Source organism: Nocardia sp. NPDC058114 (assembly GCF_042884695.1).
In the GTDB taxonomy this organism is placed as follows: domain Bacteria; phylum Actinomycetota; class Actinomycetes; order Mycobacteriales; family Mycobacteriaceae; genus Nocardia.
On record NZ_JBHVTK010000001.1, the window covers coordinates 754,271 to 781,107 of the forward strand.

General features: G+C 68.9%; 26 protein-coding genes. 21 read left to right on the plus strand and 5 right to left on the minus strand.

Annotated features, from left to right (window positions below; translation table 11 throughout):
* The first annotated feature begins 29 nt into the window (after window positions 1-29).
* The 3 genes from ACFVVI_RS03395 to ACFVVI_RS03405 all read left to right on the plus strand — a co-directional run bounded on the left by ACFVVI_RS03395 (window position 30) and on the right by ACFVVI_RS03405 (window position 3,687).
* Complete coding sequence (locus ACFVVI_RS03395; RefSeq protein WP_387442872.1) at window positions 30-1,562, plus strand: FAD-dependent monooxygenase; 1,533 nt, start codon at window positions 30-32, stop codon at window positions 1,560-1,562.
* Window positions 1,563-1,712: 150 nt separating this feature from the next.
* Window positions 1,713-2,624: a DMT family transporter gene (locus ACFVVI_RS03400; RefSeq protein ID WP_387442874.1), complete on the plus strand. Its 912-nt coding sequence runs from the start codon at window positions 1,713-1,715 to the stop codon at window positions 2,622-2,624.
* Window positions 2,625-2,751: 127 nt separating this feature from the next.
* The gene (locus tag ACFVVI_RS03405) at window positions 2,752-3,687 is read left to right on the plus strand and encodes a MerR family transcriptional regulator (RefSeq protein WP_387442876.1); all 936 of its coding nucleotides are present in this window, start codon (window positions 2,752-2,754) and stop codon (window positions 3,685-3,687) included.
* 81 nt (window positions 3,688-3,768) lie between these two features.
* Here ACFVVI_RS03405 and ACFVVI_RS03410 read toward each other — a convergent pair whose 3' ends face one another.
* The 3 genes from ACFVVI_RS03410 to ACFVVI_RS03420 all read right to left on the minus strand — a co-directional run bounded on the left by ACFVVI_RS03410 (window position 3,769) and on the right by ACFVVI_RS03420 (window position 5,461).
* A complete protein-coding gene (locus tag ACFVVI_RS03410; protein ID WP_378989054.1) occupies window positions 3,769-4,059 on the minus strand; it encodes a hypothetical protein in 291 nt (96 codons plus the stop codon).
* A 157-nt stretch (window positions 4,060-4,216) separates the two neighbouring features.
* A complete protein-coding gene (locus ACFVVI_RS03415; RefSeq protein ID WP_387442880.1) occupies window positions 4,217-4,840 on the minus strand; it encodes a GNAT family N-acetyltransferase in 624 nt (207 codons plus the stop codon).
* A 63-nt stretch (window positions 4,841-4,903) separates the two neighbouring features.
* On the minus strand, window positions 4,904-5,461 hold the full coding sequence (locus ACFVVI_RS03420) for a TetR/AcrR family transcriptional regulator (RefSeq protein WP_387442882.1): 558 nt from the start codon (window positions 5,459-5,461) through the stop codon (window positions 4,904-4,906).
* Window positions 5,462-5,560: 99 nt separating this feature from the next.
* Here ACFVVI_RS03420 and ACFVVI_RS03425 point away from each other — a divergent pair, with 99 nt between their 5' ends.
* From ACFVVI_RS03425 to pyrF, 8 genes are all read left to right on the plus strand, one after another.
* Window positions 5,561-6,409 carry an SAM-dependent methyltransferase gene (locus tag ACFVVI_RS03425; protein WP_387442884.1) on the plus strand — a complete coding sequence of 283 codons (849 nt, stop codon included), beginning with the start codon at window positions 5,561-5,563 and terminating at the stop codon, window positions 6,407-6,409.
* A gap of 308 nt (window positions 6,410-6,717) precedes the next feature.
* Entirely contained in the window at window positions 6,718-7,350 is a 633-nt protein-coding gene (gene pyrR, locus ACFVVI_RS03430; protein WP_378989058.1) for a bifunctional pyr operon transcriptional regulator/uracil phosphoribosyltransferase PyrR, read from the plus strand.
* A complete protein-coding gene (locus ACFVVI_RS03435; RefSeq protein WP_266290507.1) occupies window positions 7,347-8,300 on the plus strand; it encodes an aspartate carbamoyltransferase catalytic subunit in 954 nt (317 codons plus the stop codon). Before pyrR ends, ACFVVI_RS03435 begins: the two co-directional genes overlap by 4 nt.
* Window positions 8,297-9,595, plus strand: coding sequence for a dihydroorotase (locus ACFVVI_RS03440; RefSeq protein WP_379314659.1), 1,299 nt, complete (start codon window positions 8,297-8,299; stop codon window positions 9,593-9,595). The genes ACFVVI_RS03435 and ACFVVI_RS03440 overlap by 4 nt, the downstream gene beginning before the upstream one ends.
* 12 nt (window positions 9,596-9,607) lie before the next feature.
* Entirely contained in the window at window positions 9,608-10,111 is a 504-nt protein-coding gene (locus ACFVVI_RS03445) for a transporter (protein WP_358062764.1), read from the plus strand.
* Window positions 10,108-11,223 (plus strand): glutamine-hydrolyzing carbamoyl-phosphate synthase small subunit, encoded by a 1,116-nt coding sequence (gene carA / locus ACFVVI_RS03450; protein WP_378989060.1) that lies wholly within the window; start codon window positions 10,108-10,110, stop codon window positions 11,221-11,223. The genes ACFVVI_RS03445 and carA overlap by 4 nt, the downstream gene beginning before the upstream one ends.
* Window positions 11,223-14,585 (plus strand): carbamoyl-phosphate synthase large subunit, encoded by a 3,363-nt coding sequence (carB, locus tag ACFVVI_RS03455; RefSeq protein WP_387442891.1) that lies wholly within the window; start codon window positions 11,223-11,225, stop codon window positions 14,583-14,585. The genes carA and carB overlap by 1 nt, the downstream gene beginning before the upstream one ends.
* Window position 14,586: 1 nt before the next feature.
* Window positions 14,587-15,408, plus strand: coding sequence for an orotidine-5'-phosphate decarboxylase (gene pyrF, locus ACFVVI_RS03460; RefSeq protein WP_378989062.1), 822 nt, complete (start codon window positions 14,587-14,589; stop codon window positions 15,406-15,408).
* A gap of 82 nt (window positions 15,409-15,490) precedes the next feature.
* Here pyrF and ACFVVI_RS03465 read toward each other — a convergent pair whose 3' ends face one another.
* Complete coding sequence (locus tag ACFVVI_RS03465; protein ID WP_387442893.1) at window positions 15,491-16,594, minus strand: serine hydrolase domain-containing protein; 1,104 nt, start codon at window positions 16,592-16,594, stop codon at window positions 15,491-15,493.
* Window positions 16,595-16,750: 156 nt separating this feature from the next.
* Here ACFVVI_RS03465 and ACFVVI_RS03470 point away from each other — a divergent pair, with 156 nt between their 5' ends.
* The 3 genes from ACFVVI_RS03470 to ACFVVI_RS03480 all read left to right on the plus strand — a co-directional run bounded on the left by ACFVVI_RS03470 (window position 16,751) and on the right by ACFVVI_RS03480 (window position 19,279).
* Entirely contained in the window at window positions 16,751-17,401 is a 651-nt protein-coding gene (locus ACFVVI_RS03470) for a DedA family protein (protein WP_378989064.1), read from the plus strand.
* A 106-nt stretch (window positions 17,402-17,507) separates the two neighbouring features.
* On the plus strand, window positions 17,508-18,632 hold the full coding sequence (locus ACFVVI_RS03475; protein WP_387442895.1) for a sensor histidine kinase: 1,125 nt from the start codon (window positions 17,508-17,510) through the stop codon (window positions 18,630-18,632).
* On the plus strand, window positions 18,623-19,279 hold the full coding sequence (locus ACFVVI_RS03480) for a response regulator (RefSeq protein ID WP_387442897.1): 657 nt from the start codon (window positions 18,623-18,625) through the stop codon (window positions 19,277-19,279). The genes ACFVVI_RS03475 and ACFVVI_RS03480 overlap by 10 nt, the downstream gene beginning before the upstream one ends.
* A 4-nt stretch (window positions 19,280-19,283) precedes the next feature.
* Here the strand turns inward: ACFVVI_RS03480 and ACFVVI_RS03485 are convergent, their stop codons facing one another.
* Window positions 19,284-19,628, minus strand: coding sequence for a DUF6463 family protein (locus tag ACFVVI_RS03485; protein ID WP_387442899.1), 345 nt, complete (start codon window positions 19,626-19,628; stop codon window positions 19,284-19,286).
* A gap of 30 nt (window positions 19,629-19,658) precedes the next feature.
* Between ACFVVI_RS03485 and ACFVVI_RS03490 the strand changes: the two genes are divergently transcribed.
* The 7 genes from ACFVVI_RS03490 to ACFVVI_RS03520 all read left to right on the plus strand — a co-directional run bounded on the left by ACFVVI_RS03490 (window position 19,659) and on the right by ACFVVI_RS03520 (window position 26,821).
* Window positions 19,659-20,249, plus strand: coding sequence for a TetR/AcrR family transcriptional regulator (locus tag ACFVVI_RS03490; protein WP_387442901.1), 591 nt, complete (start codon window positions 19,659-19,661; stop codon window positions 20,247-20,249).
* Between the two features lie 348 nt (window positions 20,250-20,597).
* Window positions 20,598-20,918 carry an integration host factor, actinobacterial type gene (gene mihF, locus ACFVVI_RS03495; protein ID WP_056815410.1) on the plus strand — a complete coding sequence of 107 codons (321 nt, stop codon included), beginning with the start codon at window positions 20,598-20,600 and terminating at the stop codon, window positions 20,916-20,918.
* 6 nt (window positions 20,919-20,924) lie between these two features.
* A complete protein-coding gene (gene gmk / locus ACFVVI_RS03500; RefSeq protein ID WP_378989069.1) occupies window positions 20,925-21,509 on the plus strand; it encodes a guanylate kinase in 585 nt (194 codons plus the stop codon).
* Between the two features lie 27 nt (window positions 21,510-21,536).
* Window positions 21,537-21,815 carry a DNA-directed RNA polymerase subunit omega gene (gene rpoZ / locus ACFVVI_RS03505; RefSeq protein ID WP_056810542.1) on the plus strand — a complete coding sequence of 93 codons (279 nt, stop codon included), beginning with the start codon at window positions 21,537-21,539 and terminating at the stop codon, window positions 21,813-21,815.
* A 28-nt stretch (window positions 21,816-21,843) separates the two neighbouring features.
* Entirely contained in the window at window positions 21,844-23,061 is a 1,218-nt protein-coding gene (gene coaBC, locus ACFVVI_RS03510) for a bifunctional phosphopantothenoylcysteine decarboxylase/phosphopantothenate--cysteine ligase CoaBC (protein WP_378627030.1), read from the plus strand.
* Window positions 23,062-23,276: 215 nt separating this feature from the next.
* Window positions 23,277-24,488 carry a methionine adenosyltransferase gene (gene metK / locus ACFVVI_RS03515; RefSeq protein WP_101467096.1) on the plus strand — a complete coding sequence of 404 codons (1,212 nt, stop codon included), beginning with the start codon at window positions 23,277-23,279 and terminating at the stop codon, window positions 24,486-24,488.
* Between the two features lie 62 nt (window positions 24,489-24,550).
* Window positions 24,551-26,821 (plus strand): primosomal protein N', encoded by a 2,271-nt coding sequence (locus ACFVVI_RS03520; RefSeq protein WP_387442904.1) that lies wholly within the window; start codon window positions 24,551-24,553, stop codon window positions 26,819-26,821.
* The last annotated feature ends 16 nt before the right edge of the window (window positions 26,822-26,837 follow it).

The window sequence follows — 26,837 nt, forward strand, 5'->3', positions numbered from 1 at the left end:
AGGGACCAGCCGTATTCGGGAGTGACGAGATGCAAGAGATGACCACCGACGTGATCGTTGTCGGCGCTGGGCCTGCCGGATTGATGCTCGCCGGGGAACTGGGCCGGGCCGGGGTGCGGCCGTTGGTGCTCGAACGTCGTGAACGGCCGGGCACCGCGCAGAAGGCCAGCGGTCTCGGTGGGCGAATTCTGGATGTGCTGCGCTATCGGGGCCTGCTCGACCGAATGACGGCGGTCAGCGGTGACGCGAGTCCGAAGCCGATCTTCCCCTTCGGCGGGGTGTACCTGGACTTCACCGGTCTCGACGAAACTCCGTTGCACGCCATGGCGATTCCGCAGGCGCGGGTCGAGGAACTGCTCGCCGAGGACGCTGTCGACCTCGGCGCCGAGATCCGGCGCGGACACGAAGTGGTCGCGGTGACCCAGGACGACGAGGCGGTGATCGCGGAAGTGAACGGGCCGGACGGACCGTACCGGGTGCGGGCCCGCTACCTGGTCGGCTGCGACGGCGGCCGCAGTCGGATTCGCGAACTGGCCGGAATCGGGTTCCCCGGCAGCACCTATCCGGAGGTCAACCGGCTGGCCGTGGTCGCGGTGCACGAGTCGGTGACCGTGCTCGACGACGGCGGCCTCGAGGTGCCCGGTGTCGGACGGATCGATCCGGGATTCACCCGCACCGACACCGGGGTGTTCGCGCTGGGACGGGTCAGCTCCGAGGACCGCGTGATGTTCTTCCAGACCACCGAGAACGACGACGCCGAATACGACAACGACGAACCACTGACCATGGCCGAACTCGGCCACAGCGTCCGGCGTGTGCTGGGCGCGGAGGTTGCGCTCGGTGTGCCGACTCGCTTGTCGCGCTACCAGTTCCAGGACCGACAGGCCGAGAACTACCGTGTGGGCCGGGTTTTCCTGGCGGGGGACGCGGCCCACCTGCTGCCCGCGACCGGCGCCGCGATGAATCTCGGCATGACCGATTCGGTGAACCTGGCCTGGAAGCTGGCCGCGGACATCCACGGTTGGGCACCGGCCGACCTGCTCGACACCTACCACGACGAACGTCACTTCGCCGGTGGTCGCGCGCTGCTGCAGACCCGCGCCCAGGCGGCACTTCGCCAGGGTCAGGACCCTGCCGCCGAGGCGCTGCGCGCGGTATTCCAGGAACTGCTCTCCGACGAACCCGCGTTGCGCCGTATGGGAGCCCTCGTCGCGGGCACCGATCTGCGCTACCCGACGCCCGGAGCCCCTTCGCTCACCGGAACTTTCGCTCCTGATCTGAGCCTGCACACCGACCAGGGCACCACCACCGTCGCCGAGATCATGCGCGGCGCGCGACCGGTCTTCCTCGACCTGGCCGACCGTGCCGACCTGCGTGAGATCGCCGGGGAGTGGGCGCCGCGCGTCGACATCCACGCGGCCAAGACCGGCGATCGTCTCGCCGACGCACTCCTGATCCGCCCCGACGGTCACATCGCCTGGGTGGCAACGATCGACGAGTCGTCGGACACCGCCGCAGCTGATCTGCGCGCGGCACTGACCAGGTGGTTCGGCGTCCGGTAACCGCGCGAACGCGAGACTCCGCAGCTGCCGGCGTCGACGTTCCGGCAGCCACGGGACGCACTGTCACCGGTAGTGCGAACCGGTCCTCGATCATTCGATCCCGGGCCGGTTCGCGTTGAAATCCGTGCCCTTGTGTGGATTACTCCTGGGATGAATGCGATCTCGACAACCGACCGGGCGGCGACGCGCGCGCTACCCGGCTGGTCGGTGCCGATGGTGTTCATCATCGCGGCGACCTCGCAATATGTGGGTGCGGCACTCGGCGTCTTCCTGTTCGACACCACCGAGCCGTCCACTGTCGCCTGGTTGCGGGCCGCGGCGGCGGGGGTCGCGTTGCTGGCCTGGCGGCGGCCGTGGCGGACCCGCTGGACACGGCGGGGCATCGCGACGGCGGCGGGCTTCGGCATCGTCACCGTGTCGATGAACATCGTGTTCTACGAGGCCATCGCGCGTATCCCGCTCGGCACCGCCGTGGCCATCGAATTCCTCGGTCCGGTCGCCGTCGCGACGCTCGGGTCGCGGCGGGCGCGCGACCTGCTCGCCGTGGCGCTAGTGGCGGTCGGTGTGGTGTTGCTGGCCGGCGTGCAGTTCGACGTCGAGCCGGTCGGGGTGGGGTTCGCTCTCGCCTCGGCGGTCCTGGGGGCGGCGTACATCCTGGTCGGCAAGCGCGTCGCCGACACCGGTGAAGGCCAGGATTCTCTCGCTGTCGGGATGGCGGCCGCGGCGGTGCTACTGGCGCCGTTCGTGCTGATTCCGCAGCTGATGATCGATGCCGCGGTATTCGCCGACCCGCGGACCTGGCTGCTCGGTCTCGGTGTCGGCGTGCTGTCGAGTGCGGTGCCCTACGCGCTGGACCAGGTGGTGCTGACCGCGGTGGGACGCGCCCGATTCGCCTTGCTGCTCGCGTTGCTCCCGGCGACCGCGACCGTCGTGGGCGCGATCGCCCTCGCGCAACGCCCCACCCTGCTCGAACTCGCGGGCATCGCACTGGTCATGCTGGCATTGACGATCAGCGCCCTGCCCGCCCGCCAGACCACGCCGGAACCGCCCGCACCGCTGTGACCGTCCGTCCGGATCATGCGCGAGACGCCCGCTCCGGCGATGGCGCTGTGAGAGGCCGAGCGGCGCCGCTGATTCCGCGCAGGGAGGATTTGCCTCTCCCCCGAGGGGAGACGGCACGCTGAGATCCATGGACGACGACACGCTCCGCACGATCGGTGAAGTGGCCGCGCGTACCGCGCTCACGGTCAAGACCATCCGCTTCTACGCCGACCGCGACATCGTGGCGCCGACCGTACTCAGCCCGGCCGGCCACCGCCTCTACGACTCCGCCGCGATCGCGCGACTGGAACTCGTGCGCACCCTTCGCGCACTCGGCATGGATCTGAGCACCGTGCGCGCTGTGCTCGATCGCGAATCCTCTATGGCAGAGGTCGCCGCCACTCACGCGGACGCGCTCGACGTCGAGATCCGGACCCTGCGGGTGCGCCGGGCCGTGTTGCGAGCGGTGGCCGTCCGGGACTCCAGCCAACGAGAGATGGACCTCATGCACCGACTCGCCGCCCTGTCCGCTGCCGAAAGGCACCGCCTCATCGAGGATTTCGTCGACGACACCTTCGGCCGCTACGCCGCCAACCCCGCCATGGCGGAGCTGGTCCGGGCAAGCGTGCCCGACCTCCCCGACGACCCGACCCCCGATCAGCTGGCAGCCTGGATGGAACTGGCGGAACTGGTGCAGGACACCGACTTCCGTGACGCCGTCCGCCGGATGGCCGACTACCAGGCCCGCGAACGCGCCGCAGGCGACACCACCGGCCTGCACCACGACCTCACCGAAGCCGTCCGCACACTCGTCGGTGGCGCCATCGCCGCGGGCATGCCCCCACAACCCCCGGCCGCGACCCCCATCCTCGATGCCCTCACCGCCCGCTACGCCACCACCTTCGACCGCTCTGACGACACCGCACTCCGCCGGTGGATCCTCGAACGACTCGATGTAGCCGACGACCCACGCGTACAACGCTATTGGCGGCTACTCGGCACCGTGAACGCCTGGCCCGACCAACCCGACCTGGCCCCGATCTTCACCTGGTTCGCCCAAGCCCTGCGCGCCCACATGGCCTGAGCCGCAGGTCCTGACCTGGAACGAGGCACAGGCACCGGCTCGAGCGGCGTGGTTCGGCGACTACTCGCCCCGTGTGGCGTGTCAGTTTCCCTGAGCCAGGTAGTTGTAGATTTCGTGGACTTCGATGGTGGGCTGGTTGGGCATGCCGACTTCCATGCCGATGGGGCCGAGGGTGGATTCGGCGAAGCTCTGGAATTGCTCGGGGGTTTCCCACACGTCGGTGACGTGGAATCCGGTGTCGGTCTTCCTGACCAGATGGAACAGGAGGCCGGGGCCGCCGGAGCCGCCGTGCACGAAGCCCATCTTCCCGAGGGCCTGGTCGTACTGTTCGAGTGTCGCGCCGGTGAATTCGAGTTCGACGGCAACCGCCATGACGGTCATCTCCTTGCGCGGTCGAGCGGGGTTGGAGTGACTTCGGGCCCGGTCCGACGAGCGGGGGGCCACGATCGAACACCGCGATCCGGCGCTCCGATCGGATCACGATCGCGCTGGACGGCGGTGTGCACCCGCCGTCGCGATGTGGTGCGCGTCACAGTCTAGTCCGGGGGTCGTCGAGCGACAAGCGATCTCCTCGGCCCGCCCGAGGACCCTCGATGGTCGACCAGACCATGCCGATGCCGGAGTCGGCGGGCGCTGTGCGCGGGCGTGGGGCAGTGCTGACCAGCTCGTATCCGAGCCGTCGGGGAACAGCCGCACTGCGGACATTGGCCGCGTCGCAATGGATTTCGACGCGACCGATGTGGGGGAGGGCGAGCGCGGCGGTGGTCAGAGCATGGGCGGCGCGCGTGATGATTCCCCGTCCGGTGTGGGCGGTATGGCACCAGTAACCGATCTCCAGTGCGGCTGGGTCGATCCTGTCGTGGAGTCCGATGCCACCGGCCACCTCGCCGCTCGCGGTGAAGATTCCGTAGAGGTAGCCGCCGTCGGGTGTCGGCCAGTGTGCGGACGAGATCTGCAGGGAACGGCGTTGCCCGGCGAGCGTCGGCGGCTCCCCGGCCCACGACATCCACGGGCGCAGGTGTGCGTGCGAGGCGCTCAGCGCGGTGAACTGGCGGGTCAGGTCACTGGGGCGCCACCGGCGCAGCAGCAGATCGCCCAGATCGATCCGCTGCGGGGGAGTCGATCCGGGCTGAGCGCTGGTGCTGATGGTCATGATCGATGATCGCGGACGCAGGTGCTCGCGGGCAACGCGTTTCCGGCGCTCGACGATGTGCGTTCAGTGGATCCTGGCGAGGATGTCGATCGCGATATCTGTTGCCGCGGTGTGCATCTGGTCGTCGGTCAGATCGAGATCGCCCATCATCGACAGGCTCCAGCTGATGGCGAGCAGCGCTTGCCGTGCGTGGTAGATGTCCAGCGCAGCACCGTCGGGCGCGGTCATGAGGTCGGCGAGCACGCGGAACTGGTAGCGCAGGCCCGCGCCGAAACCGAGGTCGCGGAACGCGGGCTGGTTCTCGTGCCAGAACCGCACCATGTCACGGCCGAGACTGTGCAGCAGCGCGCTGTAGCGGCGCAGGATCTGCTCGGCCCGCTCGGAACCCGGCGGTGCCTGTTCGGCCCAGGTGACGATGTCGTCGATGCCACGGCGCAGATCGTCGGAGAGGCTGACGACGATGTCTTCCTTGGTCCGGAAGTGGTAGTACAGCGCGGCTTTGGTGACGCCGAGCCGCTCGGCGATCTCGCGCAGCGAGGTCTTCTCGTACCCGCGCTCGGAGAACAGTTCCATCGCCACCGCGCGAATGCGTTCCCTGGTGTCGCTACGACGTCCGTCCACGGGGCTTTCCTTTGCTTGACGACCGGCTAGGGGGAGCCTACCGTCGGATCATGACCGAGATTACTAGCCGGTCGGCAAGTTAGTTTGAAGGAGGGGCAGATGACACACGTGAACGCACCTACCGCGGGGGTGGCGCTGACAGCGATCGGCGTCGCGCTGATCCGCGAGCAGGAGTCGCGCAGGCCGGATCGGCTCTACGCCGACCCGCTCGCTACGGCGTTCGTCGACGCGGCGCGACGTGACTTCACCCGCACCGGGGCAGGCGCCGCGAAATGGGAGCGAGTCGAGGCCGTGGCCGAACAGTTCTTCGCGGGAAGATCCGTCGGGGTTCGCCTGGTCGACGACCGGGTGGCCGAGGCCGTCGCCGCCGGATGCAGGCAGATCGTTCTGCTCGGCGCCGGTCTGGACACCCGCGCGTTCCGGATGGGTCTGCCCGCCGACGTCACCGTCTACGAACTGGACCTGCCCGAGTTGTTCGCCTTCAAGGAGCCGGTACTGCGCGCACTGCACGCCACGCCGACCACGCAACGACACGTCCTACCGATCGACCTGCGCACCGACTGGGCTGTTCCGCTGCGCGAGCGGGGATTTCGGCCCGAGCTGCCGACTCACTGGATCGACGAGGGCGCGCTCCCGTACCTCCCACCCGGGGATCATCTCCGCACGGTGGCGACGCTGACGACACTGTCCGCGCCCGGCAGCCACTTCGGTCTCAGCCGGTTCGCGGTCGACCCCGAGGCTGCGCCCTATGCCGAATTGCGTCGCCTCGTCGCCGGTGACGACGCCGGTATGCCACCGCCGGACGCCGGGCGCCCGGGGGAGCAGTGGCTGCTCGAGCACGGCTGGCACACGCGGTTCCGCGCTTGGGACGACATGATCGTTCCCCTCGGCAGAGACGTGGCGGTGAACGACCCGGAGGTCGGCGTCGTGCTCGCCGAGCGGGTGTGACGGAAGGCAAACCATGTCGCGTCGAGGCGGCGGCGGTTGCCGAGGTCGTTCCGGCGACGTGAACGCGATCACCGACCGCTCGCCTCGGGGCGGTCGCCCCAGGTCTGCGTGGGGGTGAAACATGCGCGCTCGCTGCACTTTCGGCGTGCCTGTGAGCACCGACACGGCAGCGGTCACCCTCTTGTGCTCCGTGGTCGCGCTCACAGGTGGGCCTACCTGGTCAAAGGCACCTCGCGGCGCTGATAGGCTGACGGGCGAGTTAGGCATCCTTTAACGGACCGTCCGGTGAGGCGGGGAAGGAGGTCGGCATGGCTGTGCCCGAACGGGCGGCCAAAACCGGCGCGGGCGAAACATCGCAGCGGCACACCCCGGAGTGGGTGGCGGCCGGACGCGAGCTGTTGTCGCCATCGGACGTCACCAGGACCGTAGCGCGCATCGCGCATCAGATCATCGAGAAGACCGCCTTGGATTCCGGCGACGCCGACGCACCGCGGGTGGTTCTCATGGGAATCCCGACGCGCGGCACCACCCTGGCCAATCGGCTGGCGGACAAGATCGAGGAATTCTCCGGTGTGCGCCCCGCCCTCGGCTCCCTCGACATCACGCTGTACCGCGACGACCTGCGCAGTCGCCCGCACCGCCCGCTCGAACGCACCTCGGTGCCCGACGGCGGCATCGAGAACTCCCTGGTCGTCCTCGTCGACGACGTGCTGTTCTCCGGCCGCACGGTCCGCTCCGCCCTCGACGGCCTGCGCGACCTCGGCCGCCCCCGCGCCGTGCAACTGGCCGTGCTCATCGACCGCGGCCACCGCGAACTGCCGATCCGCGCCGACTACGTGGGCAAGAACGTGCCGACCTCGCGCGCCGAGGACATCTCGGTGCTGATGGTCGAGCACGACGGTCGTGACGGTGTGTATCTGCATCAGGAAGGTCAAGAGTGAAGCATTTGCTGACGGTCGCCGACCTGGATCGCGGCGCCGCCACCGAACTCCTCGACGAAGCTGAGCGCTTCGAACAGGCGCTGCTGGGCCGCGAGGTGAAGAAGCTGCCGACCCTGCGCGGACGCACCGTGATGACGGTGTTCTACGAGAACTCCACCCGCACCCGCGTGTCCTTCGAGGTCGCGGGCAAGTGGATGAGCGCCGACGTGATCAATGTGAGTGCGTCGAGTTCCTCTGTCTCCAAAGGTGAATCGCTGCGCGACACCGCCCTCACCCTGCACGCGGCGGGCGCCGACGCGCTGATCGTGCGGCACCCGGCGTCGGGTGCCGCGCACCAGATCGCGCGCTGGATGGAGCAGTGGGCGCGCGAGGAGAACCGCGCCGCCCCGTCGATCATCAACGCGGGCGACGGCACCCACCAGCACCCCACTCAGGCCCTGCTCGACGCACTCACCCTGCGCCAGCGCCTCGGCGACATCGAGGGCAAGCGGATCGTGCTGGTCGGCGACATCCTGCACAGCCGGGTCGCCCGCTCGAACGTCTCCCTGCTCAACACCCTCGGTGCCGAAGTGGTCCTGGTGGCGCCGCGCACGCTGCTGCCGGTCGGCGTGGAGGCCTGGCCCTGCCGGGTCTCGTCCTCGCTGGACGCGGAACTGCCCGGCGCCGACGCGGTGATGATGCTGCGGGTGCAGGCGGAGCGGATGAACGGCGGGTTCTTCCCGTCGGCCCGCGAATATTCGATCAACTACGGACTGTCCGAGCGCAGGCTCGCGCTGCTCGGCGACGACGCGGTGGTACTGCATCCCGGCCCGATGCTGCGCGGCATGGAAATCGCTTCGGCGGTCGCGGATTCGCCGAAATCTGCTGTGCTGCAGCAGGTCTCGAACGGAGTGCACATGCGGATGGCCGTGTTGTTCCGGCTGCTCGTGGGTCAGGAGGAAACGGTATGAGTGAGCTGCTGATCAAGAACGTCAAGCCCTACGGCGAAGGCGACCCCGTCGACGTCCTGGTGCGCGGCACCCTCATCGCCGACATCGGCACGGGCCTCACGGCGTCCGACGGCGCCGAGGTGATCGAGGGCAACGGCCAGATCCTGCTGCCCGGCTTCGTCGACCTGCACACGCACCTGCGCGAACCCGGCCGCGAAGACACCGAGACCATCGAAACCGGTTCCGCCGCCGCCGCACTGGGCGGTTACACCGCGGTGTTCGCGATGGCCAACACCAGCCCGGTCGCCGACTCGGTGGTCATCACCGACCACGTGTGGCGTCGCGGCCAGGAAGTCGGTCTCGTCGACGTGTTCCCGGTCGGTGCCGTGACGGTCGGCCTGCAGGGTAAGCAGCTGGCCGAGATGGGTACCATGGCCGCCGGTATCGGCCAGGTCCGGATGTTCTCCGACGACGGCCACTGCGTCGACGACCCGCTGATCATGCGCCGTGCCCTCGAATACGCGAACTCGCTGGGCGTGCTCATCGCCCAGCATGCCGAGGAACCGCGCCTGACCAAGAACGCCATCGCGCACGAAGGCCCCAACGCCGCGCGCCTCGGACTGCACGGCTGGCCGCGCGCCGCCGAGGAGTCGATCGTCGCACGTGACGCACTGCTGGCCCGCGACGCGAACGCCCGCGTGCACATCTGCCACGCCTCCACCGCGGGCACCGTCGAACTGGTGAAATGGGCCAAGTCCCAGGGCATCTCGATCACTGCGGAGGTCACCCCGCACCACCTGCTGCTCGACGACTCGCGCCTGGAAACCTATGACGCGGTCAACAAGGTGAACCCGCCGCTGCGCGAATCCACCGACGTGGCGGCCCTGCGCCAGGCACTGGCCGACGGCATCATCGACTGCGTCGCCACCGACCACGCCCCGCACGCCGAGCAGGACAAGTGCTGCGAATTCGCGGCCGCCCGCCCCGGCATGCTCGGGCTGGAGACGGCGCTGTCGATCATCGTGCAGACGATGGTCGAGCCCGGCCTGCTCGACTGGCGCGGCGTCGCGAAGGTGATGAGCGAGAAGCCCGCCGCGATCGTCGGCCTCGACGACCACGGCCGCCCGATCGCGGTCGGCGAGCCCGCCAACCTCACGCTGATCGACCCCGACGCCGAGTGGACGGTGCGCGGCGCCGAGCTGGCGAGTATCTCGAACAACACACCGTTCGAGGACATGACGTTCCCGGCCGAGGTCACAGCCACTGTGCTGCGCGGCCGGGTAACTGCCCGCGAGGGCAAGGCGGTCGGGATCTAGGGAGGCCAGGACGTGGAAAGAACGCTGTGGGTAGTCGGGCTGCTGGCATTTTTCATTGTGTGCCTGTGGCTGATGTACCGGGCTTGGCAGAAGAAGGCCACGCGACAGCAGGCACGCATCGGCGAACTGCCGACGGTGCCGGCCGAACTGGGCGCACAACTACTGGAACCGACCACCGGCATGTACCTGGGCAGCACCATCGCGCCCAGCTGGCAGGACCGGATCGCGGTCGGTGACCTGGGATTCCGGGCGACCGCCGAACTGACGCGGTTCGAACGCGGGATTCTGCTCGAACGCGACGGCGCCACGGTGATCTGGATTCCGCAGGAATCGGTGACAGCCGTGCGTACCGAGCGCGGACACGCGGGCAAAGTGATGACGGAGAATGGTGTGCTGGTAATTCGCTGGACACTGCCGACCGGAACCGAGATCGATACCGGATTCCGGGGCGACGACAAGACGGTGTACCCGGCATGGACTGCGGATACCAGGGTGACGACGGGAGACGATGAATGAGCACAGTGAAGGCAGCCTTGGTGCTCGAGGACGGCCGCGTATTCCGCGGTACCGCCTTCGGCGCCGAGGGACAGACACTCGGTGAGGCCGTGTTCTGCACGGCGATGACCGGGTACCAGGAAACCCTGACCGATCCCAGCTACGCCCGCCAGATCGTGGTGGCCACGGCCCCGCAGATCGGCAACACCGGCTGGAACGACGAGGACGACGAGTCCGCCAAGATCTGGGTCGCCGGCTACGCCGTGCGCGACCCCTCGCGGGTCTCCTCCAACTGGCGCGCCACCGGCACGCTGACCGACGAGCTCGACCGCCAGGACGTGGTCGGCATCGCGGGCATCGACACCCGCGCGGTGGTCCGCCACCTGCGCAGCCGCGGTTCGATGAAGGCGGGCATCTTCTCCGGCGCGGCACTGGCCAACGACGAGGAACTTCTCGCCCGGGTGAACGGCCAGGCCTCGATGCTGGGCGCCGATCTCGCCGAAGAGGTCAGCACCGACGCGATGTACACGATCGAACCGATCGGTGACCACAAGTTCACCGTCGTCGCGGTCGACCTGGGCATCAAGACCAACACCCCGCGCATGTTCGCCGAGCGCGGCGTGCGCACCCACGTGGTGCCGTCGAACACCTCTCTCGACGACATTCTCGCGCTGAACCCCAACGGTGTCTTCCTGTCGAACGGCCCCGGCGACCCGGCCACCCAGGTCGGCGCGATCGCGCTCACCCAGGGTGTCCTGGAACGCGGGATCCCGCTGTTCGGCATCTGCTTCGGCAACCAGATCCTGGGCCGGGCACTGGGCCGCAGCACCTACAAGATGAAGTTCGGCCACCGTGGCATCAACATCCCGGTGATCGAAGAGGGCACGGGCCGCGTGTCCATCACCGCCCAGAACCACGGCTTCGCCCTCGAGGGCGAGCGCGGCGAGGTGTTCGACACCCCGTTCGGCAAGGCCGAGGTCTCCCACATCTGCGCCAACGACGGCACCGTCGAAGGGGTCCGGCTGATCGACGGCCGCGCCTTCTCGGTGCAGTACCACCCCGAGGCCGCCGCAGGCCCGCACGACGCCGCATACCTGTTCGACCGTTTCGCCGGTCTCATGGAAGGAGCCTGATGCCTCGCCGCGAGGATCTGAAGCACATCCTGGTGATCGGCTCTGGCCCGATCGTGATCGGCCAGGCGTGCGAATTCGACTACTCCGGTACCCAGGCGTGCCGGGTGCTGCGGTCCGAGGGACTGCGCGTGTCGCTGGTGAACTCCAACCCGGCGACCATCATGACCGACCCGGAATTCGCCGACGCCACCTACGTCGAGCCGATCACCCCGGAGTTCGTCGAGAAGGTCATCGAGAAGGAACGCCCCGACGCCATCCTGGCCACCCTCGGTGGGCAGACCGCGCTCAACACTGCGGTCGCGCTGCACGAGAACGGTGTGCTGCAGAAGTACAACGTCGAGCTGATCGGCGCCGACTTCGACGCCATCCAGCGCGGTGAGGACCGGCAGAAGTTCAAGGACATTGTCGCCAAGGTCGGCGGCGAGAGTGCCCGCAGCGCCGTCTGTTACACCATGGACGAAGTCCGCGAGACCGTCGCCGATCTCGGTTACCCCGTGGTCGTGCGTCCCTCGTTCACCATGGGTGGGCTCGGCTCGGGCATGGCCTACAACGAGGAAGACCTCGACCGCATCGCCGGTGGCGGCCTGTCCGCCTCGCCGACCGCGAACGTCCTGATCGAGGAGTCCATCCTCGGCTGGAAGGAGTTCGAACTCGAGCTCATGCGTGACCGCAACGACAATGTGGTCATCGTCTGCTCGATCGAGAACGTCGACCCGATGGGCGTGCACACCGGTGACTCGGTCACCGTCGCCCCCGCGATGACCCTCACCGACCGCGAGTACCAGAAGATGCGCGATCTCGGCATCGCGATCCTGCGCGAGGTCGGCGTCGACACCGGCGGCTGCAACATCCAGTTCGCGGTGGATCCCGCAGACGGTCGCCTGATCGTCATCGAGATGAACCCCCGCGTCTCGCGCTCCTCGGCGCTGGCGTCGAAGGCCACCGGCTTCCCGATCGCCAAGATCGCCGCCAAGCTGGCCATCGGCTACACCCTCGACGAGATCGTCAACGACATCACCGGCGAGACCCCGGCCTCTTTCGAGCCGACCCTGGACTACGTCGTCGTGAAGGCGCCGCGGTTCGCGTTCGAGAAGTTCCCCGGCGCCGACGCCACGCTGACCACCACCATGAAGTCGGTGGGCGAGGCGATGTCGATGGGCCGCAACTTCTCCGAGGCCCTCGGCAAGGTGCTGCGCTCGCTCGAGACCAAAGCCGCCAGCTTCTGGACCACCGACGACGGCCAGTGGGCCCCGGCCGATCCCAGCGATCCGGCCTCGGTGCGCGAGGCGATCGAAGCCATCCTCGCCGACCTCCGTGTGCCGACCGAAGGTCGCATCTACCAGGTCGAACGCGCACTGCGCTACGGCGCGAGCGTCGCGGAGGTCGCGCTGGCCTCCGGTGTGGACCCGTGGTTCGTCGCCGAGGTGCTCGGCCTGGTCGAGCTGCGGACCGAAGTCCTCGACGCGCCCGTCCTCGACGAGGATCTGCTGCGCCGCGCCAAGCACTACGGCCTGTCCGACCGTCAGCTCGCCGCCCTGCGGCCCGAGCTGGCCGGTGAGTCGGGTGTGCGCTCGCTGCGGCATCGTCTGGCGGTGCGCCCGGTCTACAAGACCGTCGACACCTGCGCCGCGGAGTTCGAGGCCAAGACCCCGTACCACTACAGCACCTACGAGCTGGATCCCGGTGCGGAGTCCGAGGTGGCGCCGCAGCGTGAGCGCGAGAAGGTCATCATCCTGGGCTCGGGCCCGAACCGCATCGGTCAGGGCATCGAGTTCGACTACTCGTGTGTGCACGCGGCACAGACCTTGTCGGCCGCCGGGTACGAGACCGTGATGGTCAACTGCAACCCCGAGACCGTCTCCACCGACTACGACACCGCCGATCGCCTCTACTTCGAGCCGCTCACCTTCGAGGACGTCCTCGAGGTGTACAACGCCGAAGCCGAGTCGGGCACCGTCGCCGGTGTGATCGTGCAGCTCGGCGGCCAGACTCCGCTGGGTCTGGCGCAGCGGCTCACCGACGCCGGTGTGCCGGTGGTCGGTACCTCCGCGGCCGCGATCGACCTGGCCGAGGACCGTGGCGAATTCGGTGACGTGCTCGTCGCCGCCGGACTGCCCGCGCCCAAGTACGGCACCGCCACCACGGTGGCCCAGGCCAAGAAGATCGCAGGCGAGATCGGCTACCCGGTGCTGGTCCGCCCGTCCTACGTGCTGGGCGGGCGCGGCATGGAGATCGTCTACGACGAGCAGTCCCTCGAGGGCTACATCTCCCGCGCCACCGAGCTCAACCCGGATCACCCGGTGCTGGTCGACCGCTTCCTCGAAGACGCCATCGAGATCGACGTCGACGCGCTGTGCGACGGCGACGAGGTCTACCTCGGCGGCGTGATGGAACACATCGAGGAAGCCGGTATCCACTCCGGTGACTCCGCCTGCGCGCTGCCCCCGATCACCTTGGGCCGCAGCGACATCGAGGCCGTGCGCCGCTCCACCATCGCGCTGGCCAAGGGCATCGGCGTCAAGGGCCTGCTCAATGTGCAGTACGCCCTCAAGGACGACGTGCTCTACGTCCTGGAAGCCAATCCCCGGGCGAGCCGCACGGTTCCGTTCGTCTCCAAGGCCACCGCGGTTCCGCTGGCCAAGGCGTGCGCGCGCGTGATGCTCGGCGCCACCATCGCCGACCTGCGCAAGGAAGGCATGCTGCCGCCCGAGGGCGACGGCGGTCACGTGCCCCTGGACGCGCCGGTCGCGGTGAAGGAAGCCGTGCTGCCCTTCCACCGGTTCCGTCGCGCCGACGGCTCCGGCATCGACTCGCTGCTCTCGCCGGAGATGAAGTCCACCGGTGAGGTCATGGGCATCGACGCCGACTTCGGCACCGCCTTCGCCAAGAGCCAGGCCGCCGCCTACGGCTCGCTGCCGACCGAGGGCACCGTGTTCGTCTCGATCGCCAACCGCGACAAGCGCGCCATGGTGTTCCCGATCAAGCGCCTGCACGACCTGGGCTTCCGCATCCTCGCCACCGAGGGCACCGCGGAAACCCTGCGCCGCAACGGCATTCCGTGCGAACAGGCACGCAAGCACTCGGATCCGGAATCCACCGATCCGGCCACCGGCATGCCGGAGGCCTCGATCGTGGAGCAGATCCGCGACGGCGAGATCGACGTCGTGTTCAACACCCCCTACGGCAACTCGGGCCCCCGCGTGGACGGCTACGAGATCCGCACCGCCGCGGTGGGCGCGAACATCCCGTGCATCACCACCGTGCAGGGCGCTGCCGCGGCGGTGCAGGGCATCGAGGCCGGTATCAACGGTGGCATCGGGGTGCGCTCGCTGCAGGAACTGCACTCGAAACTGCGTGGCTGACATGAGCTTCGGTCACCGGTTGCAGCACGCCATGCGGCAGTTCGGACCCGTGTGCGTCGGCATCGACCCCCACCCCGCGCTGCTGCGGGCGTGGGGGCTCACCGAAGACGTCGACGGGCTCGAGGCGTTCGCCGAGATCTGTGTCGAGGCATTCGACGGGCGCGTCGCCCTGGTGAAGCCACAGGTCGCGTTCTTCGAAACCTACGGTTCCGGCGGCATCGCGGTGCTCGAGCGCACCATCTCGGTGCTGCGGGCGTCGGGCACCTTGGTGCTGGCCGATGCCAAGCGCGGCGACATCGGCTCCACCATGGACGCCTACGCCCATGCCTGGCTCGGCGACGGCCCGCTGGGTTCGGACGCCGTGACGGTCTCGCCCTACCTCGGGTTCGGCTCCCTCGATCCGGCGCTGAGCCTGGCGAAGGACAATCACCGTGGGGTCTTCGTGCTCTCGGCGACCTCGAATCCCGAAGGGGCGCAACTGCAGCGGATCACCGCCGCGGACGGGCGCACCATCGCGCAGACGATGGTCGACGAGGCCGCGGCTCGCAATGCCGGGTCCGGTTTCGGTTCCGTCGGCGTGGTCGTGGGTGCGACGCTCACCGAGGCGCCCGACCTGTCGGCCCTCAACGGCCCGATCCTGATGCCCGGTGTCGGCGCGCAGGGCGGGGGAGCGGACTCCATCCGCGCCCTGGTCACCGAGGCGAACTTCGCCGCCGCCGTCCCCGCGGTGTCGCGCGAGGTGCTCAACGCGGGCCCGTCGGTGACGGCGCTGTGCGACAAGACGGCACAGCTGCAAGAGGAGTTCGCCTTCCTGCAGCGCTGATGAACGCCATGGCGGGCCGGGGTAGCGACACGCTGCCCCGGCCTCGTCGTTGTCGCGCCCCACTGCCCAGGGGAGAACTCCGTCAGGCGAGGCAGTAGGTGGCGGTGACCGTGGTGAACAGCGACAGCGCGTCCGACGACGCCGCCGAGCCGAGAACCATCGTCAGCGACCGGCCGCCGGTCGAGCGGAACGCGTACGAGACGTAGCCGAGCAGTTCACCGCCGTGTCCCCACAGGTCGGCGCCACACGGAGGCTCGAAACGCTGCAGGCCGAGGCCGTAGTGGAAACCCATGCCCATCGGGACCGTCTCCCGCATCCGGTCCCACGACGCGGGGCTCAGCAGGCGCCCACCGAGCAGTGCGGCGAAGAACGCGTCGAGATCGGCTGTGGTGGAGATCATTTCACCCGCGGCCCAGTCCAGCGAGGGGTTCATCTCGGTCACATCCACGCGCCCGACACTGTCGATGTCGCGGTGCGCGGTGAGGGCGGGCGAGGGGACGCGCGGGTCGTCGCCGGGCACGGTGGTGGCGGTCAACCGCAGCGGCGTGAGGACACGGTCGCGGATCTCGTCGCCGTAGCGGTGCCCGGTCACGTGCTCGATCAGCAGGCCGAGCGCGATGTAGTTGGTGTTCGAGTACCGGAAGCGGGCGCCCGGTGCGAAATACGGGTCGTGACGCATCGCGGTGGCGAGCAGATCGCGCGGCGCGTGCGCGCGGAAGCGGTCGTCACCGCGCCACCGGTTCGTCGACAGGCCCGATTCCTTCATGTAGTCGTAGAGCCCGCTGGTGTGATTCATCAACTGCCGCACCGTGATCCGGTCACCGCCCGGAATCGGCTCCGGCAGCTGCCCGGCGATCGGGCCGTCGAGCTCGACTCTGCCCTCGTCGACCAGTTGCAGCACCACGGTGGCGACGAAGGTCTTGGTGATGCTGCCGATCCGGAACCTGCTGTGCGGTCCCGGCGTACTCGTCTGCCCGGCGGCGCTGCCCTCGTGGTGCCATTCGCGCTGCCGCTCGCCGTCGGAAACCCGCACCACCACGTCGGTGTCGTTCCAGCGCGCCGTGGCCTCGACCATATCCCCGACGACCCGCCACCGTGCCGTCACGAGGACGAGAGCGGCCACCAACGTGGCCGTCACAACGGTGCCCACAACGACCACGGTGGCCCGAAAGAGTTTCTGTCGCATAGCTTTCGACGCTAAGTGGCTACTCGGACCGTATCGATGGTGCAGGCCCCGCGACGACGGGTGCGGAAAACCCCACCCGGCGACTGCGGTCGTACCGCGTCGACCGGGTGGTTGACGCTACTGATCACCGCGCCGGGGCTCCCTAGCGTCGAAAACATGGATACGACAGGGAATTCGACCGAACTGACCGGCATCGCGGGCTGGGCCGTCCAGCTGATGGAACAGCTCGGCGGCTTCGGCGCCGGCCTCGCGATCGCACTCGAGAACCTCTTCCCCCCGCTGCCCAGCGAGGTGATCCTGCCGCTGGCCGGCTTCACCGCCAGTCGCGGCCGGTTCAGCATCGCTGAGGTCTTGCTGTGGACCACCCTCGGCTCGGTCGTCGGCGCGCTCGCCCTCTACGGCCTCGGCGCCGCCCTCGGCCGCGACCGCCTGCGCCGCATCGTCGACCGGCTACCCCTGGTCCGCCTGTCCGACCTGGACCGCACCGAGGACTGGTTCGCCCGACACGGCGACAAGGCGGTCTTCTGCGGCCGGATGATCCCGATCTTCCGCAGCCTGATCTCGATACCCGCCGGTGTCGAACGCATGCCGCTCGGTCGCTTCACGCTGCTGACCACGGCGGGCAGCCTGCTGTGGAACGCGGTCTTCGTGTTCGCGGGCTACTTCCTCGGCGAGAACTGGCACGTCGTCGAGACCTACGCCGGCATCGTGCAGAAGGCCGTGATCGCCGCCGTGCTCGTGGCCGCGGCCGTCTTCGTCGTCCGGCGCGTGCGGCAGCGGCAGGTACAGCCGAGCACCGGCCGATGAGCGTCACGGCGTGGGCTGACCGCGCGTCCGGAGTGGTTGCCGGTCGGACATCGACGGGGGCGGGGCCCGGATGGCCGGAGTGGGCGCGGCACGCGAGAATTGGCCGATGAGCACCTCTGCGGCGCGATCCGCACGCGTCGCCGCCGCGGTCGCGGGATATCTGCTCGGCGTGCTCACCGTGCCTCTCGATCTGCTCGGCGTGCTTGCCGCGCCGATCTCGCCGGGCCTCACCGACCGGATCGCTCAGGTCGAGCAGCGGCGCCTCACCCGGTTGCTCGACGTGCGGTCGAGTGGTGTTCCGAGCGGGACGCGGGCGGCGGGGTATCTGGCGGTCCGCGCGCTCGTCGGGGTGCTCGGCGCGCTGGTGCTGGCGCTGTCGGTGCTGGGCGTCGTGGTCGCGGTGGCCGTGGTCTACGGCGCTGCCACCGGCGCCGCGGTACCGATCATCGACGCGACCGAACCGGGACAGGTCACCTGGGCGACGGTCACCGTGCTGGTTCTTCCCGGCGCGGTGCTCTGCTTCCTCGCCGTCCAGGGTCTGCTCGGGGTGGTGCGCGCCGAGGCCTGGTGCCTGCGCCGGAGCACGCGCCCGGGACAGCACGAACTGACCCAGCGGGTCGCCCAGCTCACCACCACTCGCGCCGAGATGGTCGAAGTGATCGACGACGAACGGCGCCGGATCGAGCGCGATCTGCACGACGGTGTGCAGCAGCGGGTGGTCGCGTTGTCGATCCTGCTCGGCCGGATGGACCGGGCGGCCGACGAGGACGGGCGCGCCGACCTGCGCCGGCGTGCGATCGCCGAAACCGGGCACATCCTCGACGAACTGCGCGAGGTCTCCTGGCGGATCTACCCGGCCATGCTCGCCCGCGACGGCCTGCGCGCCGCCCTCGAAGCCCTCGCCGACCGCACCCCGATTCCGACTCGCCTGACCGTCGACCTCGACGAACGCGCACCCCGCCCGGTCGAGTCGGCCTGCTACTTCACCGCCAGTGAGGCGATCACCAACGCCATCAAGCATTCCGGCGCCACGGCCGTCGAGGTCGGCGTACAGCGGGTGGGATCGATCGTGCGCCTGCGGGTACACGACGACGGACAGGGCGGCGCCGACCCCACCGGACACGGCCTGACCGGCATCGCCACCCGAGTCACCGCGCTGGACGGCACCATGACGGTGGCCAGCCCGCCCGGCGGCCCGACGATCATCACCGTGGAGGTTCCGTGCGGATAACCCTGGCCGAGGACTCCGCGCTGCTGCGCGAGAGCATGGCCCAGCTGCTCACCGCGGAGGGACACGAGATCGTGGACTCCGTCGGCACCGGGACCGAACTGCTCGCCGCCGTGCGAGTGCGCCCGCCCGATCTGGTCATCGCCGACGTGCGGATGCCGCCCGACCACGTCGACGAGGGGATCAGAGCGGCCCTGGAAATCCGTCGCGACCAGCCGGGCGTCGCCGTCCTGGTGCTGTCGCAGTACGTCGAGCGCAGGCACGCGGCGGAGTTCCTCACCGGCACCGGCGGCATCGGCTACCTGCTCAAGGACCGGGTCGCCGCGATCGGTTCGTTCCTCGACGCCGTCGAGCGGGTGGGTGCGGGCGGCACAGCCTTCGACCCGGAGGTGGTGCGTCAGCTCCTGCTGCACAATCGTGCCGACTCGCCACTGCACCGGCTCACCGAGCGCGAACGCGAGGTGCTCGAACTCATGGCGCAGGGTCTGAGCAACGCGGCGATCTGCGGACAGCTCTACGTCACCCGCAGCGCCGTCGAGAAACACATCAACGCGATCTTCACCAAGCTGGATCTGCCGGTCGGTGAGGCACACAACCGGCGGGTCCTCGCCATCCTGCAACACCTGCGGGCGGGTGCGGCGCAGGGCTGACCGCTCAGGCCGTGGCCCGCGCGTTCCTGGCCCGCCACCAGCCGAAGACGCCGGCACCGAGCGGCAGCAGCACCGTGATGAACCCCGACAGCGGCATGAACGCGAGACCGAACACCGTCGCGACGCCGAGCACGAGCAGCACCGTGCCGGGCACGTACCCCAGCGCGCGCTCCAGCGCGATCATCGCGAGGCCGAAACCGATGCTGACCACGCCGAACTCGGTGAACCAGAAGGTGAGCTCGACGTCCTGATCGCCGGCGGCGAACACCGCGACGCCGAGCGCGGTGTGCACCGTGCCGATGAATGTCAGGAGGGCTCCGGCGAGGGGAGATCTTGTTCTTGAATACATATTCATAAACTGTGCCACTAGGCTGATCCGGTGGCAAGACCCCGCCTTTTCACCGATGAACAGGTGCTCGACGCGGCGCGCGACCTGCTCGCCGATCCCGCGATCACCCGGCCCGCCATCACGGCGATCACCAGGGCCGCCGGCGTGCACGCCGGGTCGATCTATGTGCGTTTCGCCTCACGTGACGAACTGCTCGCCCGCCTGTGGCTGCGGTCGATCCGCCGATTCCACGAGGGCTTCATCACGGCACTGACCGGCCCCGCGCCGCTGCTGGCCGCGGCCACGTTTCTGCCGCGCTATTGTCGCGCGCACCCGACCGAGGCGCGGGCGATGAAGATGTTTCATCGCGACGAACTGCTCGAGGTCGGCGCCGAGGATCTGCGGGCAGCGATTGCCGGTGTCAACGACGAGATGAACGCCGCGCTGCTGACGGCCGTGGTGACCGAATTCGGGGTCGCCGACGACCGCTCGCTGGCCATCGCGGCCGCCGCGGTGAAGGCGATTCCGTACGGTCTGGTCCGTGATTACATCGCCCGTGCCGCCCCGATTCCGGACTGGATCGACGACGTCGTAGCGACCGCATCGGGTGCGGTTCTCGACCAGTTTCGGACCCGATCGTGACGACACGCTGTGCGAAATCGGGCGACACGCGGGCTTTTTCAGGAAACCCGCTGGTCGCGCGCCACCGGGTTTGCCGGGGCGGCACCCGGCACTCACGCTACCCGGTGGCTATCATCGCCCATATCGGTATAACCGCAGGTGAGGATGCATTTCAGCGATTCGACTGTACGATCGAGACGTGGGAATCTGCCGTCACCGCATCGGGTCCGCGCGCGCCATACGGCATGCGTAATCCTGCCCTGACCTGGGGGTCGGGTTCGCAATCGGCGCGCACCGTGGGTACGGTCGCACAGACCGTCCGGGTAACCGGCGGTAGATCTGGCAATGAACGATGAGACGGAGGAACCCGTGGCCCTTCCCCAGCTGACTGATGAGCAGCGCGCCGCTGCTCTGGAGAAGGCGGCTGCCGCTCGCCGCGCTCGGGCAGAGCTCAAGGAGCGCCTGAAGCGCGGTGGAACGAACCTGAAGCAGGTCCTCACCGATGCCGAGTCCGATGAGATTCTCGGCAAGATGAAGGTTTCTGCGCTGCTCGAGGCTCTGCCGAAGGTGGGCAAGGTCAAGGCGGCGGAGATCATGACCGAGCTGGAGATCGCGCCTACGCGTCGTCTCCGTGGTCTCGGTGCCCGGCAGCGCGCAGCGCTGCTCACCCGCTTCGACTTCGACGCCTAAAGTCTGGTGGACAAAAACACGCGGAAGGGCCGGCTGGTAGTACTGGTCGGCCCCTCGGCCGTGGGTAAGTCCACGGTCGTTCGGTGCGTGCGGGAACGCCTGCCCGAACTGGTTTTCAGTGTGTCGGCCACCACCAGGGACCCCCGTCCCGGCGAGGTCGACGGTCTCGATTACCGCTTCGTTTCCCGAGTCGAGTTCGACGCCATGATCGCGGCGGACGAACTGCTCGAATGGGCAGACATCCATGGGGGGCTGCAGCGATCGGGCACCCCCGCCGCCCCGGTGCGCGAAGCGCTGGCGAGCGGACTTTCAGTACTGATCGAAGTCGACCTGGCCGGTGCACGGTCGGTCCGGCAGGCGATGCCGGAAGCACTGCTGGTGTTTCTCGCGCCGCCCAGCTGGGAAGAACTGGTCTCGCGGTTGCGTTCGCGCGGCACCGAGACGCCCGAGGTGATCGAGCGCAGGCTCGCGACGGCTCGGGTCGAATTGGCGGCCTGTGACGAGTTCGACACGGTCATCGTGAACAGCGAGGTAACGACCGCGTGTGAGCAGTTGGTATCGTTGTTCGTTAGCACAAATTCGAGTTCTTGACCCACTAACCCGCAGGAGTCACCCCTAGTGAGCACGGACATCACCGCAGTACCCGCGTACGACACTCCGATCGGCCTCACCAACCCCCCGATCGACGAGCTGCTCGAGCGCACGTCCTCCAAGTACGCCCTGGTGATCTACGCGGCCAAGCGCGCCCGTCAGATCAACGATTACTACAACCAGCTCGGTGACGGCATCCTCGAGTACGTCGGCCCGCTCGTCGAGCCGGGTCTGCAGGAGAAGCCGCTGTCGGTCGCCATGCGCGAAATCCACTCCGACCTGCTCGAACACACCGAGGGCGAGTGACAATCTCTAGTCCGGAGGCGTAAAGACCATGCGGATCGTCGTCGGGGTCGGCGGGGGCATCGCCGCCTACAAGGCGTGTGCCCTCGTTCGCCGTTTCACCGAGACCGGACACCAGGTGCGGGTGATTCCCACCGAGTCGGCTCTCCAGTTCATCGGTAAGGCGACCTTCGAGGCGCTGTCCGGTCAGCCGGTGCACACCACGGTGTTCGCCGACGTGCCCGAGGTGCCGCATGTCCGGATCGGCCAAGAGGCCGATCTCGTCGTCATCGCCCCCGCCACCGCGGATCTGATGGCACGCGCCGCGCAGGGGCGTGCCGACGATCTGCTCACCGCCACCTTGCTGACGGCTCGATGTCCGGTGCTGTTCGCGCCCGCGATGCACACCGAGATGTGGGAGCATCCGGCGACGGTGGCCAATGTCGCGACGCTGCGCGCGCACGGCGCCAACGTGATGGAACCCGCGTCGGGCCGGCTCACCGGCACCGATACGGGTCCGGGACGGCTGCCCGAGCCGGAGGAGATCTTCGGTCTGGCCTCGCTGCTGCTCGAACGTGCCGACGCGCTGCCGCGCGACCTGACCGGTCGCCGCGTGGTGATCACCGCCGGTGGCACGAGGGAACCCCTCGACCCGGTGCGCTTCCTCGGCAACCGCAGCTCCGGTAAGCAGGGCTACGCCCTGGCCCGGGTCGCGGCTCAGCGCGGTGCCCAGGTGACGCTGATCGCGGGCAACACGATCGAGCTGGCACCGCCCGCCGCGGTCGAACTCGTCCACATCACCACCGCCGACCAGCTCAAGACCGCGGTCGACAAGCACGCGCTCGGCGCCGACGCGGTGATCATGGCGGCCGCGGTCGCCGATTTCCGTCCGACCCACGTGGCCGCGGCGAAGATCAAGAAGGGTGCCGACGAACCCGATGTGATCCCGCTGACCAAGAACGAGGACATTCTCGCCGGCTTGGTCGACGCCCGCACCGAGGGACGGCTCGCCGGTACCGCGATCGTGGGCTTCGCCGCCGAGACCGGTGACGACAACGGTGACGTGCTCACCCACGCTCGCGCGAAACTGGCCCGCAAGGGCTGCGATCTGCTCGTGGTCAACGCGGTCGGCGAGGGCAAGGCGTTCGAGGTCGACACCAACGACGGCTGGTTGCTCGGTGCCGACGGCACCGAGGCTGCTCTCGATCACGGTTCGAAGGCGCTGCTGGCCAGCCGGGTGCTCGACGCGCTGGTTCCGCTGCTGCGCTGACCGGGGAGTTCGCGTTGATTTCGCGCGAAAACGGTTGCGCGGCAACGCGGGTCGTGCAGTCTACCGCCCGTGCGGGTGTTCGCGGCGTGGCTTGGTACTTACTCGCCACCATGTCGGTGGTTTGGAATAGTCTTGATGAGAAGGGTTGCGCGGTAACACCGAGAAGTTACCGTCACAAGCCGAACGAGTAACCCGTTGAGGGAGAGGGAATAACTGTGCGTACGACAGGCAGTCGGCTTTTCACCAGTGAGTCCGTGACCGAGGGGCATCCGGACAAGATCTGTGACGCGATCAGCGATTCCATCCTCGACGCCTTGCTCGCGGAGGACCCGAGCAGCCGGGTCGCGGTGGAAACCATGGTCACCACCGGGCAGGTCCATGTCGCGGGCGAGGTCACCACCTCCGCTTACGCAGACATTCCGCGGATCGTGCGCGAGAAGGTCCTCGAGATCGGATACGACTCCTCCGCAAAGGGATTCGACGGCAACTCCTGCGGGGTCAACATCGCGATCGGTGCCCAGTCGCCCGATATCGCCCAGGGTGTCGACACCTCGCACGAGGCGCGCGTCGGCGGTTCCGACGACGCGATCGAGCGCCAGGGCGCCGGCGACCAGGGCCTGATGTTCGGCTACGCAACGACCGACACGCCCGAGCTGATGCCGCTGCCGATCGCGCTCGCGCACCGGCTCTCGCGCAAGCTCACCGAGGTCCGCAAGTCGGGCGTGCTGCCCTACCTGCGTCCCGACGGCAAGACCCAGGTCACCATCGAATACGACGGCGACCGCCCGGTTCGCCTCGACACGGTGGTCATCTCCACCCAGCACGCCGCCGATATCGACCTGGACAACCTCCTGGCACCCGATATCCGCGAGAAGGTCGTCGACGCCGTCATCGGCGACCTGAACCTGCCCAGCCTCGACACCTCCGACATCCGCCTGCTGGTGAACCCCACCGGCAAGTTCGTCCTCGGCGGCCCGATGGGTGACGCGGGCCTGACCGGCCGCAAGATCATCGTCGACACCTACGGCGGCATGGCCCGCCACGGTGGCGGCGCGTTCTCCGGCAAGGATCCGTCGAAGGTCGACCGCTCGGCCGCCTACGCCATGCGCTGGGTCGCCAAGAACGTCGTGGCCGCCGGTCTGGCGGACCGTGTCGAGGTGCAGGTCGCGTACGCGATCGGCAAGTCGGCCCCGGTCGGTCTGTTCGTCGAGACCTTCGGCACCGAGAAGGTCGACCCGACCCGCATCTCCACCGCCATCTCCGAGGTCTTCGACCTGCGTCCGGGCGCGATCATCCGCGATCTCGACCTGCTGCGCCCGATCTACGCGCCGACCGCCGCCTACGGGCACTTCGGCCGCACCGATGTCGACCTGCCCTGGGAGCACACGGACCGCGCCGACAAGCTGCGCGCGGCCGTCGGCCTGTAATACCCACGGACCGCGTGTCAGCGGGCGAAACATCGACAGCAGCGGGACACCCCATCGCGAGGGTGCTCCCGCTGCTTTCGCCTGCCCACCTCGACCGCGACTTCGACTACCTCGTCCCTGCTGAACTGGACGAGATCGCGCAGCCCGGCGTGCGCGTGCGTGTGCGTTTCGCAGGCCGCCTCGTCGACGGATATCTGCTCGAACGTCTCCCGCGCAGCGATCACACCGGCAAGATGATGCCGCTCGAACGAGTGGTCTCCGCCGAACGCGTCCTCACCCCGGAAATTCTGCGCCTGGCCACCGCCGTCGCCGCCCGCTACGCGGGAACTCGCGCTGATGTCCTGCGTCTTGCCATCCCTCCGCGCCACGCCCGTACCGAAACCGGCGGGGCGAAGAAGCCCGATGCCGTGAAGAAGTCGACGCGTTCGGCGGCTGGCGTTGTCGATATCGCCGACGATCCGACGTCGTCGCCGGAAGACCCGGCCCTCGCCGATGAGCAAGGTGCGGGCGCCGTGGCCGACTCGGCACCGGAAGCTGTTGATGGTGAGCATCTTTCGCGCTCGACTGACGCGGACAGTGCCACCGGTGTGGACGGCTCCACCGGTGCGGGCGGCTTGGCGGCGGGTTCGGGAGGCGTCGGCGATTCGGTCGCGGAATTCGGCGGGGCGGCGGGCGACAAGGCAGCGAAGGTCCAGGTCGAGCAGACGTCGAGCGCCGCGGCGGAAGTGCGCAGCGAGGTCGACGCGTCGGCCTGGGGCCGGTATGCGCACGGCATGGGGTTCGTCGGCGCGCTGGCACAGGGTAAGGGTGTGCGGGCGGCGTGGCAGGCGTTGCCGGGGGAGGACTGGGCGGCCCGGCTGGCGGAGTTGGCGGCGACGGTGGTGGCCGCTGGTCGCAGTGCGGTGTTGATGGTGCCCGATCAGCGCGACCTCGATCGACTTCTCGCCGAATGTGTTGCGCTGGTGGGTGATTCGGCTGTCGGACTGTCGGCGGGGCTGGGCCCCGCGGCGCGGTATCGGCGGTGGCTGGCGGTGTTGCGGGGGCAGGCGCGGATCGTGGTGGGGACTCGGGCGGCGGTTTTCGCGCCCGCGAGCGATCTCGGGCTGATCGCCCTCTGGGACGACGGTGACGACACCTACGCCGAACCCCGTTCGCCGTATCCGCATGCTCGCGAAGTGGCGATGCTCCGGGCGCACGAGACGGGGGCCGCGTTCGTCGCGGCCGGTTTCGCGCGGACCGCGGAGATCCAGGCGGTGGTCGAAACCGGTTGGGCCCATGACCTTCTCGCCGAACGTCAGGTGCTGCGTGAGGTGACGCCCCGGATCAGTGCGCCGGGCGACAGTGACTACGCCCTGGAGCGCGACGCGCTGGCCCGCTCGGTGCGGATGCCCGGTGTCGCGTTCGCGGCCGCGCGCTCCGCGATCAAGGAGAACGTCGCGGTGCTGGTCCAGGTGCCGCGGCGAGGTTATGTTCCATCGCTGGCCTGTGCGAAATGTCGTACCCCCGCGCGCTGCCGGCACTGCAACGGACCGTTGGCGCTACCGCACTCGGGCAATGGTGAAGCGGCGAGTCCACAGTGCAAGTGGTGCGGCATCACCGAAGCCGCGTTCCGCTGCCAGGCCTGCGGTGCGCGAGCGCTGCGGGCCACGGTGATCGGCGCGGCGCGCACCGCCGAAGAGCTCGGGCGTGCGTTCTCGGGCGTCCCGATTCGTGCTTCGGGCGGTGGGGAAGTGCTCGACACGGTCGAACCCGGCGCCCAGGTGGTCGTCGCCACCGTCGGTGCGGAACCCCTCGTTCGCGGTGGCTACGGCGTCGCGCTGTTGCTCGACGGCTGGGCGCTGCTCGGTCGCGCCGACCTGCGCGCGAGCGAGGACACCCTGCGCCGGTGGATGGGTGCGGCCGCCCTGGTCCGCCCCCGTGGCCAGGTCATCGTCATGGCCGAGCCGTCCCTCGCCACCGTCCAGGCGCTGGTCCGGTGGGATCCTGTCAACCATGCCGCCGCTGAACTGGAGGCTCGCGCGGAGGTCGGCTTTCCGCCTGCGGTCCGGCTCGCCGCCATCGACGGCACCACCGCCTCGATCGCGGAATTGCTCGACGCCACCACGCTTCCCGACGGTACCGAGATCCTCGGCCCGGTACCGCTGCCGCCGACGGCCCGTAAACCGTTCTCCGGCGGCGATTCTCCCGCCGAGGTCGAACGGATGCTGCTGCGGGTGGCCCGCTCGGACGGCGCTCCCTTGGCGCGCGCCCTCACCGCGGCCCAAGCCGTCCGCAGTTCGCACCGCTCCGACGCGCCCTTGCGCGTGCAGATCGACCCGGTCGATATCGGCTGACGAGGGTCCCCGCGGT

Coding starts and splice junctions, on each gene's coding strand:
- ACFVVI_RS03440 (WP_379314659.1), top strand. CDS start 8,297: ATGAGTGAGCTGCTGATCAAGAACGTCAAGCCCTACGGCGAAGGCGAC.
- pyrF (WP_378989062.1), top strand. CDS start 14,587: ATGAGCTTCGGTCACCGGTTGCAGCACGCCATGCGGCAGTTCGGACCC.
- ACFVVI_RS03485 (WP_387442899.1), bottom strand. CDS start 19,628: ATGTATTCAAGAACAAGATCTCCCCTCGCCGGAGCCCTCCTGACATTC.
- carA (WP_378989060.1), top strand. CDS start 10,108: ATGAGCACAGTGAAGGCAGCCTTGGTGCTCGAGGACGGCCGCGTATTC.
- ACFVVI_RS03395 (WP_387442872.1), top strand. CDS start 30: ATGCAAGAGATGACCACCGACGTGATCGTTGTCGGCGCTGGGCCTGCC.
- ACFVVI_RS03465 (WP_387442893.1), bottom strand. CDS start 16,594: ATGCGACAGAAACTCTTTCGGGCCACCGTGGTCGTTGTGGGCACCGTT.
- ACFVVI_RS03425 (WP_387442884.1), top strand. CDS start 5,561: ATGACACACGTGAACGCACCTACCGCGGGGGTGGCGCTGACAGCGATC.
- ACFVVI_RS03475 (WP_387442895.1), top strand. CDS start 17,508: ATGAGCACCTCTGCGGCGCGATCCGCACGCGTCGCCGCCGCGGTCGCG.
- pyrR (WP_378989058.1), top strand. CDS start 6,718: ATGGCTGTGCCCGAACGGGCGGCCAAAACCGGCGCGGGCGAAACATCG.
- carB (WP_387442891.1), top strand. CDS start 11,223: ATGCCTCGCCGCGAGGATCTGAAGCACATCCTGGTGATCGGCTCTGGC.
- ACFVVI_RS03410 (WP_378989054.1), bottom strand. CDS start 4,059: ATGGCGGTTGCCGTCGAACTCGAATTCACCGGCGCGACACTCGAACAG.
- ACFVVI_RS03415 (WP_387442880.1), bottom strand. CDS start 4,840: ATGACCATCAGCACCAGCGCTCAGCCCGGATCGACTCCCCCGCAGCGG.
- coaBC (WP_378627030.1), top strand. CDS start 21,844: ATGCGGATCGTCGTCGGGGTCGGCGGGGGCATCGCCGCCTACAAGGCG.
- ACFVVI_RS03405 (WP_387442876.1), top strand. CDS start 2,752: ATGGACGACGACACGCTCCGCACGATCGGTGAAGTGGCCGCGCGTACC.
- ACFVVI_RS03470 (WP_378989064.1), top strand. CDS start 16,751: ATGGATACGACAGGGAATTCGACCGAACTGACCGGCATCGCGGGCTGG.
- ACFVVI_RS03400 (WP_387442874.1), top strand. CDS start 1,713: ATGAATGCGATCTCGACAACCGACCGGGCGGCGACGCGCGCGCTACCC.